This is a genomic window from Winogradskyella eckloniae (assembly GCF_013249045.1).
Taxonomy (GTDB): domain Bacteria; phylum Bacteroidota; class Bacteroidia; order Flavobacteriales; family Flavobacteriaceae; genus Winogradskyella; species Winogradskyella eckloniae.
On record NZ_JABRWP010000001.1, the window covers coordinates 574695 to 596596 of the forward strand.

The 21902-nt window shown below is 33.1% G+C and carries 20 protein-coding genes and 1 tRNA gene; 10 read left to right on the forward strand and 11 right to left on the reverse strand.

Features of this window, described 5'->3' with window-relative positions; all coding sequences use genetic code 11:
* The first annotated feature begins 66 nt into the window (after positions 1–66).
* Together HNV08_RS02545 and odhB are read left to right on the forward strand one after the other, a co-directional pair.
* Positions 67–2823: a 2-oxoglutarate dehydrogenase E1 component gene (locus HNV08_RS02545; protein WP_173279533.1), complete on the forward strand. Its 2757-nt coding sequence runs from the start codon at positions 67–69 to the stop codon at positions 2821–2823.
* Between the two features lie 42 nt (positions 2824–2865).
* Complete coding sequence (gene odhB, locus HNV08_RS02550; RefSeq protein ID WP_173279534.1) at positions 2866–4098, forward strand: 2-oxoglutarate dehydrogenase complex dihydrolipoyllysine-residue succinyltransferase; 1233 nt, start codon at positions 2866–2868, stop codon at positions 4096–4098.
* 525 nt (positions 4099–4623) lie between these two features.
* Here the strand turns inward: odhB and HNV08_RS02555 are convergent.
* Together HNV08_RS02555 and HNV08_RS02560 are read right to left on the reverse strand one after the other, a co-directional pair.
* Complete coding sequence (locus HNV08_RS02555; RefSeq protein WP_173279535.1) at positions 4624–5247, reverse strand: response regulator transcription factor; 624 nt, start codon at positions 5245–5247, stop codon at positions 4624–4626.
* A gap of 53 nt (positions 5248–5300) precedes the next feature.
* Positions 5301–5741 (reverse strand): retropepsin-like aspartic protease family protein, encoded by a 441-nt coding sequence (locus HNV08_RS02560; RefSeq protein ID WP_173279536.1) that lies wholly within the window; start codon positions 5739–5741, stop codon positions 5301–5303.
* A 72-nt stretch (positions 5742–5813) separates the two neighbouring features.
* Here HNV08_RS02560 and HNV08_RS02565 point away from each other — a divergent pair, with 72 nt between their 5' ends.
* From HNV08_RS02565 to HNV08_RS02600, 8 genes are all read left to right on the forward strand, one after another.
* Positions 5814–6581, forward strand: a complete 768-nt coding sequence (locus HNV08_RS02565) for a TatD family hydrolase (protein WP_173279537.1) — start codon at positions 5814–5816, stop codon at positions 6579–6581.
* The gene (locus HNV08_RS02570) at positions 6582–7610 is read left to right on the forward strand and encodes an asparaginase (RefSeq protein ID WP_173279538.1); all 1029 of its coding nucleotides are present in this window, start codon (positions 6582–6584) and stop codon (positions 7608–7610) included.
* A 74-nt stretch (positions 7611–7684) separates the two neighbouring features.
* A tRNA-Ser gene (locus tag HNV08_RS02575) sits at positions 7685–7772 on the forward strand.
* Between the two features lie 75 nt (positions 7773–7847).
* Positions 7848–8615 (forward strand): MotA/TolQ/ExbB proton channel family protein, encoded by a 768-nt coding sequence (locus HNV08_RS02580; RefSeq protein ID WP_173279539.1) that lies wholly within the window; start codon positions 7848–7850, stop codon positions 8613–8615.
* Between the two features lie 9 nt (positions 8616–8624).
* The gene (locus HNV08_RS02585; RefSeq protein WP_173279540.1) at positions 8625–9065 is read left to right on the forward strand and encodes a hypothetical protein; all 441 of its coding nucleotides are present in this window, start codon (positions 8625–8627) and stop codon (positions 9063–9065) included.
* Positions 9066–9071: 6 nt separating this feature from the next.
* A complete protein-coding gene (locus tag HNV08_RS02590; protein WP_173279541.1) occupies positions 9072–9707 on the forward strand; it encodes an ExbD/TolR family protein in 636 nt (211 codons plus the stop codon).
* Positions 9708–9718: 11 nt separating this feature from the next.
* Positions 9719–10183, forward strand: coding sequence for an ExbD/TolR family protein (locus HNV08_RS02595; protein WP_173279542.1), 465 nt, complete (start codon positions 9719–9721; stop codon positions 10181–10183).
* Positions 10184–10277: 94 nt separating this feature from the next.
* The gene (locus HNV08_RS02600; RefSeq protein WP_173279543.1) at positions 10278–10976 is read left to right on the forward strand and encodes a porin family protein; all 699 of its coding nucleotides are present in this window, start codon (positions 10278–10280) and stop codon (positions 10974–10976) included.
* On the opposite strand, the gene HNV08_RS16315 is transcribed toward HNV08_RS02600, so the two are convergent.
* From HNV08_RS16315 to rpsB, 9 genes are all read right to left on the reverse strand, one after another.
* Entirely contained in the window at positions 10971–11216 is a 246-nt protein-coding gene (locus tag HNV08_RS16315; RefSeq protein WP_241697160.1) for a hypothetical protein, read from the reverse strand. The two genes, HNV08_RS02600 and HNV08_RS16315, sit on opposite strands and share 6 nt — an antisense overlap.
* Positions 11217–11587: 371 nt before the next feature.
* The gene (gene rpoN, locus HNV08_RS02610; protein WP_173279545.1) at positions 11588–13054 is read right to left on the reverse strand and encodes an RNA polymerase factor sigma-54; all 1467 of its coding nucleotides are present in this window, start codon (positions 13052–13054) and stop codon (positions 11588–11590) included.
* A gap of 78 nt (positions 13055–13132) precedes the next feature.
* Positions 13133–14578, reverse strand: coding sequence for an asparagine--tRNA ligase (asnS, locus tag HNV08_RS02615; protein WP_173279546.1), 1446 nt, complete (start codon positions 14576–14578; stop codon positions 13133–13135).
* Positions 14579–14600: 22 nt separating this feature from the next.
* Entirely contained in the window at positions 14601–17009 is a 2409-nt protein-coding gene (locus HNV08_RS02620; RefSeq protein ID WP_173279547.1) for an efflux RND transporter permease subunit, read from the reverse strand.
* A gap of 75 nt (positions 17010–17084) precedes the next feature.
* The gene (locus HNV08_RS02625; protein ID WP_173279548.1) at positions 17085–18365 is read right to left on the reverse strand and encodes a DUF5686 family protein; all 1281 of its coding nucleotides are present in this window, start codon (positions 18363–18365) and stop codon (positions 17085–17087) included.
* A 74-nt stretch (positions 18366–18439) separates the two neighbouring features.
* Complete coding sequence (gene frr / locus HNV08_RS02630) at positions 18440–18994, reverse strand: ribosome recycling factor (RefSeq protein WP_173279549.1); 555 nt, start codon at positions 18992–18994, stop codon at positions 18440–18442.
* A 47-nt stretch (positions 18995–19041) separates the two neighbouring features.
* Positions 19042–19746: a UMP kinase gene (pyrH, locus tag HNV08_RS02635; protein ID WP_173279550.1), complete on the reverse strand. Its 705-nt coding sequence runs from the start codon at positions 19744–19746 to the stop codon at positions 19042–19044.
* Between the two features lie 127 nt (positions 19747–19873).
* On the reverse strand, positions 19874–20848 hold the full coding sequence (gene tsf / locus HNV08_RS02640) for a translation elongation factor Ts (RefSeq protein WP_173279551.1): 975 nt from the start codon (positions 20846–20848) through the stop codon (positions 19874–19876).
* A gap of 81 nt (positions 20849–20929) precedes the next feature.
* On the reverse strand, positions 20930–21706 hold the full coding sequence (gene rpsB, locus HNV08_RS02645) for a 30S ribosomal protein S2 (RefSeq protein WP_173279552.1): 777 nt from the start codon (positions 21704–21706) through the stop codon (positions 20930–20932).
* Positions 21707–21902 lie beyond the last annotated feature (196 nt).

Sequence of the window (21902 nt, forward strand, 5' to 3'; positions counted from 1 at the left end):
CTATATTTACTAAAAGTTGTATTTTTGACTAAAACATGTGGAAACGACAACGTCTCAAAAAGTATAATGGATAAATATTCCTTTCTCAACGCAGCACATACAGCATATTTTGCTGATTTATACGATCAATATTTAAAAAATCCAGATGCCGTGGAGCCTAGTTGGCGAGCATTTTTTCAAGGCTATGATTTTGGTGCAGAAAACTATGGACTAGATGGTGAAATTGTTGAAGGTGTTTCAACACAAATACCAGAACAGCTTCAAAAAGAATTTCAGGTTTTAAAACTTATAGATGGTTATAGAAGTCGAGGGCATTTGTTTACTAAAACAAACCCAGTACGTGCTAGACGTAAGTATGCGCCTACATTAGAAATAGAGAATTTTGGTCTAAGCAAAAAGGACTTAAATACGTCTTTTTCTGCTGGTGAAATTTTGGGCATTGGTACAGCTCCACTTCAAAGTATTATAGATCATCTCGAGAGCATTTATTGTGATTCTATTGGTGTTGAATATATGTACATTAGAAAGCCGGAAGAGATTCAATGGATACAAGATAAGTTGAATATTAACGACAACCATACCATATTCACATCTGATGAGAAAAAATATATTCTAAAAAAATTAAATCAAGCGGTTTCGTTTGAATCGTTTTTGCATACCAAATATGTTGGTCAAAAGCGTTTTTCATTAGAAGGGAATGAGTCTTTAATACCTGCCGTTGATGCTATCATTGAAAAAGCAGCTGACGAAGGTGTAAAAGAATTTGTGATGGGAATGGCGCATAGAGGACGACTAAGTACCTTAACCAATATCTTTGGTAAATCTGCAAAAGATATTTTTAGCGAGTTTGATGGTAAAGATTACGAAGAGAAAGTGTTTGATGGTGATGTGAAATATCACTTAGGCTGGACGAGTAATCGCGAAACTTATAACAACAAAAAGATTAATTTAAATATTGCACCAAATCCTTCGCATTTAGAAACCGTAGGTGCAGTTGTACAAGGAATTACAAGAGCTAAGCAAGATAAAGATGGTATTACAGATGCTTCACAAGTACTGCCAATAGTAGTGCATGGTGATGCTGCTATTGCAGGTCAGGGCTTGGTATATGAGGTAGTTCAGATGGCAAAATTAGATGGCTACAAAACAAATGGTACCATTCATATTGTAGTAAATAATCAAATAGGCTTTACAACCAATTATTTAGATGCACGTTCTAGTACATATTGTACAGATGTTGCCAAAGTAACTTTATCGCCTGTATTGCATGTAAATTCTGATGATGCTGAAGCTGTAGTGCATGCGGCTCTGTTTGCACTTCATTTTAGAATGAAATTTAAACGTGATGTTTTTATTGACTTATTAGGCTATAGAAAATATGGACATAACGAAGGTGATGAACCTAAATTTACACAACCATTATTATATAAAGCGATAGCTAAACATAAAAATCCAAGAGATATTTATGCGCAACGTTTATTAGACGAGGGTGTCATAACTGATGGCTATGTAAAACATATCGAAAAAAGATATAAAGAGTCTTTAGAAGAAAAACTAGAAGATTCTCGTAAAGAAGATAAAACCGAAATAACTGCTTTTATGCAAGAAGAGTGGAAAGGTTTTACAAGAGTTACGGAGAGCACAATGATGGAGCAGGTTGATACAACTGTGACTAAAGCGGTATTAACAGCTATTACAAAAGTTATTTCTAAACTTCCTGAAGACAAGAAATTTATTCGTAAAATTCAGCGTTTAATAGAATCTCGTCAAACCATGTTTGATGAAAACAGATTAGACTGGGCAATGGCAGAGCATTTAGCATATGGATCATTATTATCTGAAGGTTTTAATGTTAGAATTTCTGGGCAAGATGTAGAACGAGGAACATTTTCTCATCGTCATGCTGTAGTTAAAGTAGAGGATAGTGAAGAGGAAATAATATTACTTAAAAATGTATCAGAGAATCAAGGACAATTTGATATCTATAATTCACTATTATCAGAATATGGTGTTGTAGGATTTGATTATGGCTATGCTATGGCGAGTCCAAATACCTTAACGATTTGGGAAGCACAATTTGGAGATTTTAGTAATGGCGCTCAAATTATGTTAGACCAATACATCTCTTCTGGAGAAGATAAGTGGAAGACTCAAAATGGACTGGTTATGTTATTACCTCATGGTTATGAAGGCCAAGGTGCGGAACATTCTTCTGGTCGTATGGAGCGCTACTTACAAATGTGTGCAAAGGACAATATGTTTGTTGCAGATTGTACTACACCTGCTAATATGTTTCATTTGTTACGTAAACAAATGAAGGCTAACTATAGAAAACCATTAATTGTTTTTACACCAAAGAGTTTATTGCGTCACCCTAAAGTGGTCTCAACAGTAGATGAATTTGTTAATGGAAGTTTCCAAATGCTAATTGATGACGCTACTGCAAAAGCAGAACAAGTAAAAACATTGGTGTTTGTAACAGGTAAATTTTATTACGATTTATTAGAAGAGCAAGAGCAATTAGGAAGAAACGATGTTGCTTTGGTACGAATAGAACAATTATTCCCGTTACCTGTAAAAGAGATTAGAGCAATATTATCTAAATATACCAATGCAAAAGATATTGTATGGGCTCAAGAAGAACCACGTAATATGGGAGCTTATAGTCATATATTAATGCATTTAGAAGAAGCAAAACAATTTAGAGCTGCGAGTAGAAGACCTTATGGCGCACCAGCAGCAGGTAGTTCTACGCGTTCTAAAATAAGACATAAAGAAGTTATAGATTACGTTTTTGATAAAACCAAAAACAACCAGAGATAATAAATAAACAACTCAAATTAGAGCTTAATAAAACAACAAAGCATGATTTTAGAAATGAAAGTGCCTTCACCAGGCGAATCGATTACTGAGGTAGAAATTGCAGAATGGTTAGTAGAAGATGGTGATTATGTAGAAAAAGACCAAGCTATTGCAGAAGTAGATAGTGATAAAGCAACTTTAGAATTGCCAGCGGAAGCTAGTGGAATTATTACTTTAGCCGATAGTGATGGTAATAGATACGAAGAAGGAGATGCTGTTGTAGTAGGTGCAGTAGTGTGTTTAATTGATACAAGTGCAGCAAAACCAGAAGGAGGTGAAGCAGCAGCAACAGACACCAAAAAAGAGGAGGCTCCTAAAAAAGAAGCACCTAAAACTGAGGTTACAACATCAAAGACGTATGCCACTGGTACGGCGAGTCCGGCTGCAAAGAAGGTATTGGCCGAGAAAGGCATAGATGCTAGCGCTGTTTCTGGAACAGGGAAAGATGGTAGAATCACTAAGGACGATGCCGTAAATGCTGTACCTTCAATGGGAACGCCTACAGGCGGTAATAGAGGAACTTCACGAACTAAAATGTCTATGCTACGTCGTAAAGTAGCTGAGCGTTTAGTTGAAGCAAAAAATACAACAGCAATGTTAACCACATTTAATGAGGTTAATATGACACCTATATTTAATTTGCGTAAAGTCTATAAAGAAGATTTTAAAGCAAAACACGGTGTTAGTCTTGGCTTTATGAGTTTTTTCTCTTTAGCAGTAGTAAGAGCATTAAAAATGTATCCTGCAGTAAATTCTATGATAGATGGTAAGGAGATGCTAACCTATGATTTTGTAGATATTAGTATCGCTGTTTCTGGACCTAAAGGATTAATGGTGCCAGTGATACGCAATGCAGAAAATTTATCATTTAGAGGAATTGAGTCTGAAGTAAAAAGATTAGCCTTAAGAGCTAGAGATGGTCAAATTACAGTAGATGAAATGACAGGAGGAACATTTACCATAACAAATGGTGGTGTTTTTGGAAGTATGTTGTCTACACCAATCATTAATCCTCCACAAAGTGGAATTTTAGGAATGCATAATATTATTCAACGTCCTATCGCTGTAGATGGCAATGTAGAAATTCACCCGATGATGTATGTTGCACTTTCTTATGACCATAGAATAATTGATGGTAAAGAATCTGTTGGTTTCTTAGTGGCTGTTAAAGAAGCATTAGAAAACCCTGAAGAATTATTAATGGATAATAATGTAAAGAAAGCCTTAGAATTGTAATTTTATTTACAATTAGTAATAGATAAAAAAAGCGTAGCTTAATAAAAGCTGCGCTTTTTTTGTTCCTAACTAACAAGAACTAACTAAAATTAACTAAAGAAATTAACAGCAACATTGGCTGATATAACGATTATAGAACTAATAATTAATAGTAGAATAAATAATTTATCCCGTTTAGATGTTTCATTTTTCATTATTTCCATAGTCTTCTAAATTTATAAAATCTCTAAAAATTTAATTGCTAAACCGTCTTAAAGATTTGTATCTGAGGTATTTATTAATAGCTGATGTAAAGTTGCACATATTTATGATGCAATACCATACGTAGAACTACGTAAATTTTGAAATTTTTAAAAGTAAAAGCCTCGAACATAAGTTCGAGGCTTTGGTAATCCCCTAAGAACTAACTAATAGCTCGTTATTAACCCTTAATTAATAACAATGATTATAATTGTTGCCAATCGTATCACTGTCGTAAAGGTCATAAATAATATAATACAATGCTATACGTAGAACTACGTATATTTAGAGATGTTCCATGTTTTCTTTTGCAAATAAATACAAACTTGCTGATTTTGAGTCTAGTGAAAGTTTGCTTCTTATATGACTTTTATGTTTTTCTACGGTTCTTGATGAAATAAATAGTTCTTTTGCGATTTCTGTGGCAGTTTTATGTTCTCCTACAAGTTTAAGGATCTTCGTTTCTGCTTCCGTTAATGTTTTTATTTTGGCAGGTACTACACTAAACTCTATGTAGGTTAATAATTCTGGACTAAAATATGCTTTATTATTTATGACAGAAGAAATACAATTTTCAATCTCCTCTAAAGCAAACTCCTTTAAAACATAACCGTAAATGTGTAGTGCTTTTGCTTCATTGTAAATTTTTTCATCCTTTTCAAGCGTCATTAAAATGATTTTTGTGCTGAGGTTGTTTTCTCTACATTGTTTAGCGATTTGTAGACCAGTAAAAAATGGCATTTTAATATCTAAAATTGCAATATCAGGAGCGTGTGCTTTTATTAATGCTAAAGCTTCTTTGCCGTTTTTTGCACTCGCTATGACATTAAACTCTTTTTCAACTAAAAAATCATGAAGACCTTTAAGAACTAGAGGATGATCGTCTGCAATGATGATGGTTGGGTTCATTTTGCTAAGAATTCTAAGACTAATGGAGTATTAAATATAGCAATAATATTTTATTATAACTTCAAATAGAGTTGTTTTTTCTCATAGTCAATGATGGCCTTTCCTTTTTTTAATATGTCCGCACCAATAATACCATCTACTGGTTCTGCATTATGGTTAATTAACCCAGTGTTTACATGAGATAGATTAAATAAGATCAAAGCAACACGGTTTTTCTTCCATTTTCCGACTTGAATCGTATTCGATGTAGAGATTTGAGTAAACATGTCTGAAGCACCTGCGCCAACCGCTTTTATATCAGACGCCTTAACTTTGAGGTTAAAGCGCTCAATGGCTTCAAAACCGACACAGCTATTAGACGCTCCAGTGTCTAAAATAAACTGCCCTTTAATTCCATTTATAGAAACCTTAATTTCAAAATGATTGGTTTTCGTAAATTTTAGTTTAATCTTAGAATACCCCTTTTTTAATAAGAAGTCTTTTAGCGAATCCATGTTTTAATTTTTGTAAATATAATATCTATTTCGAAGAATGTATGTTTAATTTGGTATGACTATTTTTGCAAAATGATAATTACTGATACACATACACATTTATATAGTGATGCTTTTGATGATGATCGCTCGGCAATGGTAAAAAGAGCAATAGACTTGGGTGTAACTCGTTTTTTTGTGCCTGCTATAGATTCAAGTTATACCAATGCAATGTTTCAGCTTCAAAAAGATTTTCCTGAACATATGTTTTTAATGATGGGTTTGCATCCTACATCTGTAAAAGAAAACTATAAAGAAGAGCTTTTACACGTAGAGGAGCAATTGAAAAATAAGACGTTCTATGCTGTAGGTGAAATTGGTATTGATTTATACTGGGATACATCTACGTTAGGGATTCAGGTAGAGGCGTTTAAGCATCAAATTAAATTAGCAAAACAGTATAAATTACCAATAGTCATTCACTGTAGAGAAGCCTTTAATGAAATATTTGAAGTGTTAGAACAGGAGCAATCAGATGATCTCTTTGGAATTTTTCATTGTTTTACAGGAAATTTAGAACAAGCAAAAAAGGCTATATCTTATAATATGAAATTAGGTATAGGAGGTGTTGTCACTTTTAAGAATGGTAAAATAGATCAGTTTATTAATCAAATTGATTTAAAACATATAGTGTTAGAAACAGATGCACCATATCTAGCACCTAAGCCGTATAGAGGTAAGAGAAATGAAAGCTCTTATATTTATAAAGTGTTAGAAAAATTATCTGAACTTTACCAGATACCAAAAGAAGATATCGCTAAAATTACGACGGAAAACTCACAAGCTATATTTAGTGTTTAAATGAAAAACCAACCCAACATATTATTAGTTTATACAGGAGGTACAATAGGCATGGTAAAAGATGTGGCCTCAGGAGCTTTAAAGGCTTTTGATTTTACCAGTCTTTTAGATAAAATCCCAGAATTAAGGTTATTAGATTGCGCCATAGAAACGCTATCATTTTTAGAACCTATAGATTCATCTAACATGAGTCCAAAATACTGGGCAGATATCGCAAATATCATAGCCGATAATTACACTAAATTTGATGGTTTCGTTGTTTTACATGGTAGCGATACAATGAGTTATACTGCATCTGCACTCAGTTTTATGTTAGAGAACTTAGCAAAACCAGTGATACTGACGGGTTCTCAATTACCAATAGGTGATTTAAGAACAGACGCTAAAGAAAATTTAATCACATCAATACAGATGGCGTCATTACATAATGATGGCTTGCCAATAATAAGAGAAGTTTGCTTGTATTTTGAATATAAATTATACCGTGGAAACAGAACGACAAAATTAAATGCAGAACATTTTGAAGCATTTGAATCTTTGAACTATCCTTATTTAGCAGAATCTGGTGTGCATCTCAAAGTAAATCACGAGTATTTATGGAAACCAAAACCTAAAAGCAAGTTAGTGCTGAGAACATCAATGGATGCTGATATAGGTGTGTTAAAATTATTTCCCGGAATTTCTAGACCAATATGCGAAGCCATATTGACTAGTAAATTAATAAAAGGACTAATTATAGAAACTTACGGTTCAGGTAATGCAACCACAGAATCTTGGTTTATAGATTTATTAAAGAACGCGATTCAAAGAGGTCTATATATTGTAAATGTAACCCAATGTGTACGCGGAAGTGTTAATATGGGACAATATGAAACAAGTTCACAATTAAAGACCATAGGTGTAATATCAGGAAAGGACATTACAACCGAAGCCGCAATTGCAAAAATGATGTACCTATTAGGTGTAAAAATAGCGCCTAAGGATTTTCAATTTTATTTTGAAACCTCCCTAAGAGGAGAAATCTCTTAAAAATAACAATATATATTTTAGGGTTTGAAGTTTTTTTTGTTATTTGGCACTATGTAATTTAAAATTAAATTTACAGAGAGGTGGCCGAGTGGTCGAAGGCGCACGCCTGGAAAGTGTGTATACTCCAAAAGGGTATCGAGGGTTCGAATCCCTTCCTCTCTGCTGATATTTTATGCTATAGTTACATATTTTTTTTTATCTTTAACACTTTAACTAATAAAATTAAGATTCAGAACAATGAAAAGATTATTTTCTATCCTTGCCATTACATGTTTAATGGCCATCGGAACTGTTAACGCTAATGCCACAACAGCATTTACAAGCGCAACAGCAACTGTAACTAGTATAACTCAAGATGATGCTGCGGCAGAAGACTTGACGTTTCATCAAAATTTAAAAAAGCGTTTTATTGAAGGTGGTCCTGGGTTTATGGGGATCGTATTGCTTTGTTTAATTCTAGGATTAGCGATAGCTATCGAGAGAATTATCTTTTTAAATCTGTCTACTACGAATACAAAAAAATTAACTCAAAATGTTGAAGATGCACTAAATTCTGGTGGTATAGAAGCAGCAAAAGAAGTTTGTAGAAATACAAAAGGACCTGTTGCATCAATATTCTATCAAGGTTTAGATAGAGCAGACGAAGATATCGATGCCGCTGAAAAAGCAGTAGTAGCATACGGTGGAGTTCAAATGGGACAATTAGAGAAGAATGTATCTTGGATTTCATTATTTATTGCCTTAGCACCAATGCTTGGTTTCATGGGTACGGTAATTGGTATGATTCAAGCCTTTGATAAAATTGAAGCTGCTGGTGATATGCAACCTTCATTAGTTGCAGGTGGTATTAAAGTAGCACTTTTAACAACAGTATTTGGTCTTATTGTAGCGATTATACTTCAGATTTTTTATAATTATATCATTGCTAAAATTGATAGTATTGTAAACGATATGGAAGACGCGTCTATCACATTGATGGATTTATTAGTAAGACACAAAAAATAAAAATTAATTATGCACAAAATATTTAAAATAGTAGCTGCTGTTTTAAGTTTAATCGGGATTATTTCTTTGGTTAGAATTATTTCAGCAGGTGATGAAGCCATTAAAACAGGTGGAGAGGATGGACTCTTTGAACCTATGGCTTGGATAGGTTATATTACGTTAGGAATTACTGTCGCATTTGTATTAATTTTTGTTTTAAAGAATTTATTTACAAATACATCAGGTCTAAAAAACACGTTAATTGGTGTTGGTGCTTTTGTTGCCGTTTTAGTAATTTCTTATGCGGTATCAGGTAGTGATTTGCCAATAGAATATAAAAATGGTGATACTATTGCAACACCAGGTGAATCTACAATGGTTGGAGCTGGCTTAGTTGCGTTCTATATATTATTAGCAGTTGCTGCAATAACAATGATTTTCTCAGGAGTTAAAAAAGTAATTAGTAAATAATATAATATGGCAAAAAGAGCAGCACCCGAAGTGAATGCAGGATCAATGGCTGACATTGCCTTCTTATTACTTATATTCTTCTTAGTTACAACGACTATTGAGAAAGACAAAGGTTTATTAAGAAGTTTGCCACCTATTGATGACTCTGTAGTAGAACCACCAATTATTAAACAAAAGAATTTGTTTACTGTACAAATAGGTCGTGATGGTCGATTATTAGTCGAAGACAATATAATGGAAATGAAGGACCTAAGACAAGCAGCGATTGATTTCTTAGATAATGGTGGAGGAACTAATGCCGCAGGAGAATCATGTACATATTGTAAAGGAAAGCGATTAAGCGATTCGTCTGATCATCCTGACAAGGCAATTATCTCTATGAAACATGATAGAGAAACGCCTTACGAGCAATACATGGACGTACAAAATGAATTAGTTGCGGCTTATAATATCTTAAGAGAGCGTGAAGCAGAAAGACTATACAGAAAGTATTATCCTAATGTAGATAAAGTCTTTACTGCAATGTTAGAAGAGAAGGAGAAGAATCAATTTAGTAAGGATGAAGTGCTTAATGAGCGTATAGACGCCGTTAAAAAACTAATCCCTATGAAATTGTCTGAAGCAGAACCAGATAAAAATTAAAAGAAACAAATATGTCTAAATTTAGAAATAAAGAAAAAGGTGATTTGCCTGCGATTTCAACGGCTTCACTTCCAGATATTGTATTTATGTTGCTTTTCTTTTTTATGGTTGCAACTGTAATGCGTGATAGTTCTTTAATGATTGAAAACAATTTGCCTAGTGCAGATCAGGTTGAAAAATTAAAAAAGGACAGAACTGTATTTATTTATGGTGGAAAACCAAGCGAGCAGTATAAGCAGTTTGAAACAGAACCTAGAATTCAGTTTAACGATGCATTTATAGGCGTATCTGATGTAGGGCCTTCAGTAAGACAAGCAATATATGAGTTAAACGAAGATTTGCAAAGTAAGGTAGTTATTGGTCTAAAAGTAGACAAAGATACCAATGCAGGTTTAGTATCTGATATTAAGCAAGAATTACGTAAGGAAAATGCATTAAAAGTAATGTATATTGCAAATACAAAAACAGAGAATTAATTAGATTCTTAATTTTATATTTTAAAAAAACGTCCTGAAGAATCAGGACGTTTTTTTGTTTAATTAAAATGAAAGATTTTGTAGCTTTATCAACATGAAGGATTATTCATTTTTATTTCTTTTATTAATTAGTACTTTAGGTTTTTCTCAAAATAAAAACGCCGTTGGTTTTGAAAATGATGACAACTATAGAGAAGATCAATTCTATGCATCCATTACTTATAATTTGATAAATGAAAAACCGTCTGGTGTAAAACAAAGTGGTTTTTCATCTGGTTTTCACTTAGGGTTCATTAGAGATATGCCTATTAACAAGATGCGAAATAAGGCCATTGGGATAGGTTTAGGTGTTTCATCAAACTCATACAATCAAAAGAACTTATTAATAAATGAAGACAATAATTTGGTTGACTTTAGTATTATTGATGAAGATGATTTTAATGTATCTAAAAATAAGTTTACGACCTATTTAATAGAATTGCCAATAGAATTTAGATGGCGTACTTCTAATAGTGAAGACTATAATTTCTGGAGGATTTATCCTGGTTTTAAGGTAGGGTATTTGGTGTATAACTCTACAAAGTTTTTAAGCGATGTTACCAATGTTAAAATAAAAAACTTAGATTATTTTAATACGATTCAATACGGTCTAACCTTGAGTGCTGGCTATAGCACTTGGAATTTTCATATGTATTACGGTTTGAATTCTATTTTTAGCTCGGAAGCTCAGTTAAATGACGAGCATGTTAATATGAAGTCGTTTAAAATTGGGATTATGTTTTATATCTTATAACCAATAATTAAGTAAAACTAATTGTGGAGTAAAGCCAATTAAAAGCCCTAAAATTAACTCTTGATTGGTGTGTGCTTTAAGATGTAAACGAGATGTAGCAATAGCTCCTAATATAACCATCATAAGCGCAATTGTTCCATTAATGTTTATATGGTAATACACACCTACGTTTATGGCGAACATAAAAAATCCGGCTGCTGCAATCATATGAATACTTGCCTTTATTTTTAATACCGCCATAAAAAAGCAGATTAAGGTAGAGCAAAAAATACCTAAAAAGAAATAGAATAATTCTATAATTTCACTAGGAGGTAATACTCTGATTAAGATTAAGACTATAATGATACAATTAATAAATAAAGGTATAAGTCTTTCTTTTGTGCTTTTAAGATAAATAGAATTGACTTTATTTATTGTTTTTAATAGAAAGAATAAAAGTATCGGTAATATGATTGTAAGAATGATTATCGAAAAAATCTTCGCATCTTTTACGGGTTCTGGTATGTATCTTCGCGTTTTAGAAAAGTAAAATAACACACCTAATAATGGCATTATTAAGGGATGAAACACAAAAGAGATACTCTTTAAGATAAAATTTTTCATCTAATGGCCTAAAGTTCTTTTCTTAAACGTGCAACAGGAATGTCGAGTTGCTCTCTGTATTTTGCTACAGTACGTCTCGCAATAGGATACCCTTTTTCCTTTAATATTTTAGATAAAGCTTCATCTGTTAATGGTTTCTTTTTACTTTCTTCATCTATAACGGTTTCAAGAATTTTTTTAATTTCTCGTGTAGACACTTCCTCGCCTTGATCATTGGTCATGGACTCAGAGAAGAATTCCTTTATGAGCTTTGTTCCATATGGTGTATCTACATACTTACTGTTGGCAACACGAGATATAGTAGAAACATCCATTTCAATTTCGTCTGCAATATCTTTTAAGATCATAGGACGTAAGTTACGCTCATCACCTGTAAGAAAGTATTCTTTTTGATAATGCATTATTGAGCTCATAGTAATGAATAACGTTTGTTGACGTTGTCTTACCGCTTCAATAAACCATTTAGCAGCATCTAATTTTTGCTTAATGAACATGACTGCATCTTTTTGAGATTTAGACTTTTGTTTCGTCTCTTTATATCCTTTAAGCATATTGTTATACTCTCTAGACACATGTAATTCAGGTGCATTTCTACCATTTAAGGTAAGCTCTAATTCTCCATTAACAATCTTTATAGCAAAATCTGGGACAATGTGTTGTACAATTTTGTTATTGCCAGCATACGATCCGCCAGGTTTAGGATTGAGGTGTTCTATTTGTTCTATGGCATCTTTAAGTTGCTCCTCGTCGATATTAAATTTTTGCAATAATTTTTTATAATGCTTCTTAGTGAATTGCTCAAAAGCTTTATCAATAATTGCTATGGCCATGTCTACATCTGGATGCTGCTCTTTTCTATGTAATTGAATACTTAAACATTCTTGGAGATTACGAGCACCAACACCTGCAGGATCTAATTGATGTACAATTTTTAAAACCTGTTCTACTTCTTCTTCTGTTGTATAGACGTTTTGAGTAAAGGCTAAATCATCCGTAATATCAGATAATGAACGTCTTATATAACCACTTTCATCTACACTTCCTACAAGAAAGTAGGCTATTTCTTGTTCTTGCTCGGAAAGCCTAAAGGTGTTTAATTGGTTGATTAAATGTTGCGTAAATGAGGTGCCTGCTGCATACGGAACCGATTTTTCTTCATCATCTACACTGTAATTATTAGATTGGGTTCTGTATTCTGGGATTTCATCATCACTGAGATATTCATCAATATTGATATCCTCAGCTTCAATAGTTTCATTATCGTTGTAATCGTCTTCTGAATTGTTAAATTCATCGAGTTGATCTTCTGCGTTGTCTGATTCTTTACCTGTATCTAAAGCAGGGTTTTCTTCTAACTCTTGCTTTAAACGTTGTTCAAATGCTTGCGTAGGCAATTGTATCAACTTCATGAGTTGAATCTGCTGTGGAGATAGCTTCTGCGAAAGCTTGAATGATAAAAATTGCTTTAGAGCCATAAAAAAAATTCTGTTGCTTATAAATGTAATAAAAAAAACCTGATGGGTTTCTATAACCTATCAGGTAAATTTTAACAATTAAAATTCTGCGTTTTGAGGTGTTCTAGGGTAAGGAATAACATCTCTAATATTTCCCATTCCGGTGGCGAACATAACTAAACGTTCAAAACCTAATCCAAAGCCAGAGTGTACTGCAGTGCCGTATTTACGTAAGTCTAAATACCACCACAGTTCTTTCTCGTCTATATCTAAAGCTTTCATTTTTTCTTTTAATACATCTAAGCGCTCTTCTCTTTGAGATCCACCAACCATTTCACCAATGCCTGGAAATAATATATCCATAGCTCGTACAGTTTCTCTTCCCTCAGCATCTGGCTCGTTTAAACGCATGTAAAACGCTTTAATGTTTGCAGGATAATCAAATAAAATTACAGGACACTTAAAATGTTTTTCTACAAGGAAACGCTCGTGTTCTGATTGTAAATCTGCTCCCCATTCTTCAATAATATAATTGAATTTCTTCTTCTTGTTTGGCTTACAGTTTCTAAGAATGTCTATAGCTTCTGTATAGCTAACACGTTTAAAATTATTGTCTACAACAAACTTAATTTTTTCAATTAAGCTCATGTCGCTACGTTGTGCTTGTGGTAATTTTTCTTCTTCTTTTTGTAAGCGATTATCTAAGAATTCTAAATCTTCTTTATTGTTTTCTAATACATAACTTAAAACAGATTTCATAAAGTCTTCAGCTAAGTCCATATTACCTGCTAAATCCATAAAAGCCACTTCTGGTTCAATCATCCAGAATTCTGCTAAGTGACGAGTCGTATTTGAGTTTTCTGCCCTAAATGTTGGTCCAAAGGTGTAAACTTTACCCAAAGACATCGCGTAAGTTTCCGCTTCAAGTTGACCAGAAACGGTAAGATTAGTTTCTTTTCCGAAAAAATCTTCTTTATAATTTACAGTGCCATCTTCCTTAAGTGGAGGGTTTTTAGCATCTAAAGACGTTACTTTAAACATCTCTCCAGCACCTTCGGCATCACTACCAGTAATAATAGGTGTGTGCATATAATTAAACCCATTTTCATTAAAATATTTATGCACCGCAAACGATAATGACGAGCGCAAACGCATTACTGCACTAAACGTATTGGTTCTAGTACGTAAATGCGCATTTTCTCTTAAGAATTCAAAAGAGTGTTTTTTAGGTTGAATAGGATATGTTTCTGGGTCAGAGTCGCCTAAAACCTCTAAGGCTTTAACAGCAATTTCAACTGACTGTCCTTTACCTTGGCTTTCTACCAGTTCTCCAGTAACATGTATAGCTGCACCTGTTGTGACACGCTTTAATAAGGCTTCGTCAAAATTTTCAAAATCAACAACACATTGAATATTATTTATAGTTGAACCATCATTTAAGGCGATAAATCGGTTTGCTCTAAATGTTCTTACCCAACCTTTTATAGAAACATCTTGCAATGCACCTTCTTGGGATAATAATTCTGCTACAGTTTTTGAAGTCATTTTTTAATTATTTTGTAAGCTTTTAATTTAATTCGTTTTCGTTGGTTTCGTCTTCATCTTCCGAAGGAATAATATTTATTGATGGCTTTCTTAGCACTTCTTTATTTGCAATATTACGTTCCAAAGATAATAATAGTGACGGTAATAATAATAGATTAGAAAGCATGGCGAAAAGTAATGTGATAGACACTAAGGCGCCTAATGCCACTGTACCACCAAAACTTGATATTGTAAATACTGAAAACCCAAAGAATAATACAATGGATGTATAGATCATACTTACACCTGTTTCTCGTAAGGCAGCATAGACTGATTTTCTTATTTTCCAGTTATTGGCTTGTAATTCTTGTCTGTATTTTGCCAAAAAGTGAATGGTATCATCTACAGAAATTCCAAAGGCAATACTAAACACTAATATCGTAGAAGGCTTAATCGGTACGCCAACATAACCCATTAATCCTGCTGTAACTAGAAGTGGTAATAAATTGGGAATTAAAGAAACAATTATCATTCTAAATGAACGGAATAAGTAAGCCATAAATAAAGCGATTAACACTATGGCTAACGTCAGAGAAATGATTAAGTTTTTAACCAAATACTTTGTGCCCTTCTGAAAAACCAAAGCTTTTCCTGTCATTATTACGTTGTAACGCTCATTAGGAAATACTTTATTTATTTTAGTTTGTAAGTCTTCTTGGATGCGTTCCATTTTTGCCGTACCAATGTCTTTCATAAACGTTGTTATACGTGCATACTGGCCAGTGCTATCTACAAAATTACTCAGTAAGTCAACATCTGACGTTGAGTTTTTAGCATAAGAAAGTATAAAACTGTTTTCTTGACTTGTTGGTAGCTGATAATATTTGGGGTTACCGTTATAATAGGCTTGCTTACTATATTTTACCAAGCTTACTACAGAAATTGGGCGCGATAGTTCTGGCGTTTCATCTATCACTTCTTCCAATTCTTCCATACGTTTTAATGTAGATAATTTCATAACGCCTTTTTTGCGTTTAGTATCTATCATTATTTCTAAAGGCATAATACCATCAAACTCAGATTCAAAAAAACGAATATCTCTAAAGAATTCCGTGTCTTGTGGCATATCTTCAATGAGACTACCCGATATTTTTATTTGGTAAATTCCGATGATACTTCCAATTATTAGAATCAATCCTGTGGCATAAATGGTAATTTTTCTGTCTTTAACCATGCTTACCATCCAGTTTACAAAGGCGCTAATCCAACGTTTATTTAAGTGTTCAAGGTGACGAGCTTTAGGATAGGGTAAAAATGTATAGAGAATAGGTATAATAAGTAAACACAAAATGAATATGGCCACAATACTTAGTGATGCTACGATACCAAATTCTTTAAGTAATTTACTTTCGGTAAGAATAAAGGTAGCAAAACCAGAAGCTGTAGTAATATTTGTCATTAACGTGGCATTACCAACTTTGGTAATTACGCGCTGTAATGATTTTACTTTATTACCATGAGATTTTACTTCGTGTTGGTATTTATTTATTAAAAAGATACAGTTAGGAATACCAATAACTATGATTAGAGGAGGTATTAATGCCGTAAGAACAGTGATTTCATATCCCAATAGTCCTAGGATTCCAAAGGTCCACATTACACCAAAGCACACTACAATTAATGAGATGAAAGTGGCTCTAAACGATCTAAAAAATAAGAAGAATATTAATGAGGTCACAAAGAGTGCGGCACCAATAAAAATTGGAATTTCATCTACAATGTTCTGTGCATTTAATGTTCTTATGTAAGGCATCCCAGAGACTCTAACATCGAGATCTGTTTGGTCTTCAAAAGTTTTAATTTTTGGAAGAAAATCTTTGAGGATAAAATCTTTTCTAGCCGATGTGTTAACAATATCCTTTTTTAAATAAATAGCCGTTCTTATCGTTTTGGATTCTGCATTGAACAAAAAATTATCGTAAAATGGATATTTCTTAAATAATTCGTCTTGAAGAATATCTATTTCATTAAAATTATGTATTGAATCTTTGATGAACGGTTCTAAATCAAATTGTTTTTTTTCGTTATTCTTTACAAGCTTTTGAAGGTCTTTAATAGATAGTACAGATTCTACTTCATCGTACTTTTTAAAGGAATCTGCTAGCTTATTCCAGGCGTTAAATTCTTTAACAGAAAACAGTGATGAATCCTTAACACCTAAAACAATAAGATTGCCTTCTTCACCAAAAACGTTTAAAAAGTCATTGTAAACAAGATTTACCTCGTGATCATCTGGTAAAAGGTTAGCTTCTGTGAATGTAAAACGCATGTGTTTCCATTGCATACTAAAAAACACAGTGGTAAGTATAATAGCTATGAGGATAAAGATTTTGTTACGTAGAATGAGCCTCGCAATAGCTTCCCAAAATCCCGTGGTTAAAAGTTTAAACATGCAGAAATTAAATAAGCGGTAAAGGTAGAAAAATCCTATAGAATTGTAACGGAATTAACAGGATTATAATTCAAATTATAACGAAATATTAAAGGTAAACTTAAAAGCTAGGTTATCTTCAAATTTTGGCAGGTGGTATCCGCCATAGCGATATGCAAAACTTAATCCGAAACCAAAAAATAATTTATTGATTTCGAATCCGGATTCAGAATAGACATTTTCTAGTGTATTAAATTCTATACCTTGATGTCTACTTTTACTAGTCATTTCTCCTATAGCAAATCTAGATATTAATACCAATTGAGGTTTAAAACGCTCGCTTATATTAAAAGGTTTTAAGGAGTGTTTGAGTTGTAAGGTCGAGAATTTATCGCTAAAAAATTCATTGAAATACATCGTTTCAAAACTGTTTAGGCCTGCAACCGAAAAACGTCTCATTACCGTTTCTTTATTTATATTATTAGGGTAGGCGTGATATAAATGTGTCAGTGGCGTATCACCACCTGCAATTCCGGCAACTAAGGTAACTTTACTAATGGCCTCGTTTTTATGGGTAAATTGTTGTACCGTTCTAAAATCGAGTTTTGCAAAATTGAAATCACTTCCAAACACGGATTTAAATCCTTGCGTTACCTGAAACGTAAATTTAGGATAGCCATCCTTGGTCTCTTTAACCATATCATTGTTGACAGAATAATGGCTAAAGGGACTCCACTGAAAACTTATTTTTGCAGTACTTAAATCGTAGGTTTTATAATTTTCTCCATCGAGCACATAAGTATAGTTATACGTTGGTGTTATTTTTGAAATTGCAAATTGGGTTTCAGACAACAGATGATTAGAAACTTTATGTTGCAGTGCTATTGATTTTGTAATGTGTCTATGAAATAAATCGATGTTTAATAAGCGTGGTTCAAAAAACGTAAAAAAGCGTTTGTCTGTAAGAAATTTTGAACTTCCGGTTTCTTGTAAATCATCAATATAGGAAAGATTTACCCATGTGTTAGAGGATTTATTAACTCTAAAACCTCCACCAACTTTATATTTTAATGCCTTATCTCTAAAACCATAAACAAGATAACCATCTATGCGATAGCGATCAGAAAAGCGATCGTTGGTTATACCACCTAAACCTGTTCTAAATCCTTCGTATTGATTAAATTTAATAAGATAGCGTAAATCTATATTGAAATAGTTAAATGGTAGAAAACCATTACCTATGTTTTTTATAAATTCTATTTTTTTGATAGAATCTCTCGCGACTTCTGTGGAGTCTTTATTTATTTGAGGAGATTGTTGGGCAAAACTACATAGCGTAAATGTTAAAATATAAACGAAGAGTAGATGCTTTAACATTAGTAATTTCTAGTTGAGTAAAAGTTAATCATTCCACATAAAAAAGTTGTATTTTTTATGTGGAAGTTTTGTGACTATATAGTCATAATTTCTTTTTCCTTCACATCTAAAATAGAATCTATTTTTTTGACGTAAGTATCCGTTAATTTTTGAATGTCAATTTCAGCATTTTTTTGTAAATCTTCAGAAGCATCAGAAGCCTTTACATCTTGGTTTGCATCTTTACGTGCGTTTCTAATGCCTATTTTAGCATCTTCGGCTTCGGCTTTAGCTTGTTTTGCTAAATCTTTTCTTCGTTCTTCCGTTAATGGTGGTACATTAATAATAATTGTATCGCCATTATTCATTGGGTTAAACCCAAGGTTAGCAATCATAATACCACGCTCTATTTCTTGAAGCATTGATTTTTCCCAAGGCTGTACTGTAATAGTTCTACCGTCTGGCGTATTTACATTTGCAACTTGACTTAATGGAGTTTGAGCACCATAATAATCTACCATAACGCTACCTAACATAGAAGGACTAGCTTTACCTGCTCTAATATTGGTAAGTTGCTTTTCTAAGTGTTTAATGGCAGAACCCATCGCTTCTTTAGCGGAGTCTATAATAAATATAATGTCTTCATTCATAATGTTGTAATTTTAATTTAAAATTATCAATTTTCAAGCCAAAATTTTTAGTTGACTTTAGTACCAATATTTTCTCCAGAAACCACTTTTAATAGATTTCCTTTTTTGTTCATATCGAATACAATGATAGGCAAGTTGTTTTCTTGACTTAAGGTAAACGCTGTCGTGTCCATTACTTTTAGTCCTTTGCTCAATACATCCTTAAATGAAATATTGTCAAATTTTACGGCATTGGTATCCTTTTCTGGATCTGCTGTATAAATTCCATCAACACGAGTCCCTTTTAATATAACATCGGCTTCGATTTCAATAGCACGTAAAACTGCGGCAGAATCTGTAGTAAAATATGGATTTCCTGTGCCACCTCCAAAAATGACAACACGGCCTTTTCTAAGATGACTCATGGCTTTTCTCCTTATAAAAGGTTCTGCTACCTCATTTATTTTAATAGCGGTTTGCAAACGTGTTTTTACCTCTGCATCTTCTAATGCATTTTGCAGAGCTAATCCATTAATTACTGTAGCCAACATGCCCATGTGATCTCCTTGTACACGGTCCATACCGTTCATAGCGCCTGCAACACCTCTAAAAATATTACCACCACCAATGACTATGGCAACTTCTATACCTAAGTCTGTAATTTCTTTAATGTCTTTTGCGTATTCTGATAAACGTTCTGGGTCAATACCATACTGACGATTTCCCATTAAGGCTTCACCAGATAATTTTAGAAGTATTCTTTTATATTTCATTGTATGATTTAAAAGTTGAGCAAAGCTACGTAATTATTAGCTTCTGTAAAAATGAAAAAATCGCAAAAAAAATGCTTCTCTAAAAGGAGAAGCATTTTTATAAAATTTATGTGTTAGATAGGATAAATTATCCTACAGTTGCACGTTTGAAACCTGTAACAGAAACGTCACCATAAGTTTTAACGTACTCAGCAACAGTTTGCTTTTCGTCTTTGATAAACTTTTGATCTAATAAACATTTTTCTTGATCTAAAGTGGTGTTATCAGAGATGAAACGTTCCATTTTACCTGGTAAAATTCTGTCCCAAATTTGTTCTGGTTTTCCTTCAGCTTTTAATTCTGCTTTTGCAGCTTCTTCAGCTTCAGCGATAACTTCAGGCGTTAATTGCGCCATAGAAATATAACTAGGTACATTTTTTAAGGTTTTACCTAAACGTCCTAATTCTATATTGTCCTTTTCAATAACTGCTATACGAGCTTCAGTTTCTGATGCGATAAATTCTGGTTCAAAATCTTTATAAGATAATGTTGTTGCACCCATTGAAGCTACTTGCATAGCGACATCTTTCACTAACGTTTCAACGTTATCTACTTTACTAGATAAACCAACTAGAGCTGCAATTTTATTAATGTGAACATACTGCCCTACGAAAGGTGCGTCTAATTTTTCAAAAGAAGTGATGTCTAATTTTTCACCAATTACACCAGTTTGTTCTATTAATTTTTCAGCAACTGTCATTCCTCCGAAATCGGCAGCTAAAAATGCTTCTTTAGTATCATAGTTTAATGCGATTTCAGCTAATTCGTTTGCTAAGGCTACGAAGTTTTCGTTTTTACCAACGAAATCAGTTTCACAACCTAATACGATAGCAACACCAGATGTGTTATCGGCATTTATTTTTGCGATTGCTGCACCTTCAGAAGATTCTCTGTCAGCTCTTTTTTCAGCAACTTTTTGTCCTTTTTTACGTAAGACTTCAATCGCTTTATCAAAATCACCACCAGCTTCAACTAAAGCTTTTTTACAATCCATCATACCAGCACCAGTTGCTTGTCTTAGCTTGTTTACTTCTGCTGCAGTAACTTTTACAGTGTTTTCCATAATTTTTAAATTTAAAAAGTCATTTAATTAATTTTCAAATTGAAAAGAACCAAATGACTTTTAATATTGTATAAATGTTATTTATTCTTCTTCTTGAGATGCTACAGGAGCTTTTTCAGCTTTTTTAGCTTCTCCTTTTTGAGCTTTTGCGTCTTTTTCTGCACGTTCAGCTTTTCTTTCGTTTAAGCCATCAGCGATTGCAGATGTTACGATAGATAAGATTTTATCTACTGATTTAGAAGCATCATCATTTGCAGGAATTAAATAATCTACTTCACGAGGGTCAGAGTTTGTATCTACCATCGCAAAAATTGGAATATTTAATTTCTGAGCTTCTTTAATTGCAATATGCTCACGTAAAATATCAACAACGAATATAGCACCTGGTAAACGTGTCATATCAGAAATTGAACCTAAGTTCTTTTCTAATTTTGCACGTAAACGATCTACTTGTAAACGTTCTTTTTTAGATAAAGAGTTGAATGTACCATCTTTCTTCATTCTATCAATAGCAGCCATTTTCTTTACGGCTTTTCTAATAGTAACAAAGTTAGTTAACATTCCACCTGGCCAACGCTCTGTAATATAAGGTTGGTTAACAGCACCTGCTTTTTCAGCAACGATGTCTTTAGCTTGTTTTTTAGTAGCAACAAATAAAATTTTCTTTCCTGATGCTGCTATTTTAGCTAATGCTTCAGAAGTTTCTTCAATTTTTGCTGCTGTTTTGTAAAGGTTGATAATATGGATACCGTTACGCTCCATATAAATGTAAGGAGCCATGTTTGGGTTCCACTTACGTGTAAGGTGACCGAAGTGTACACCTGCTTCAAGTAATTCTTTTACTTCTACTTTTGCCATTTTGTAATAGTTTACGTTCTGTTGAATAGCAATGCGCTATTATCGCTTATAGCTTTGCGCTATTAGCTTTAGCTCATTTAGATGCTAAACTAAATCCTGATGTTTCCATCATGGATAACAATAACTGGTTTAATTTTTTGCCGACATATTCGGCGATTTCAATAAAATAAAATAATTCAGAACCTGTATAAACAGA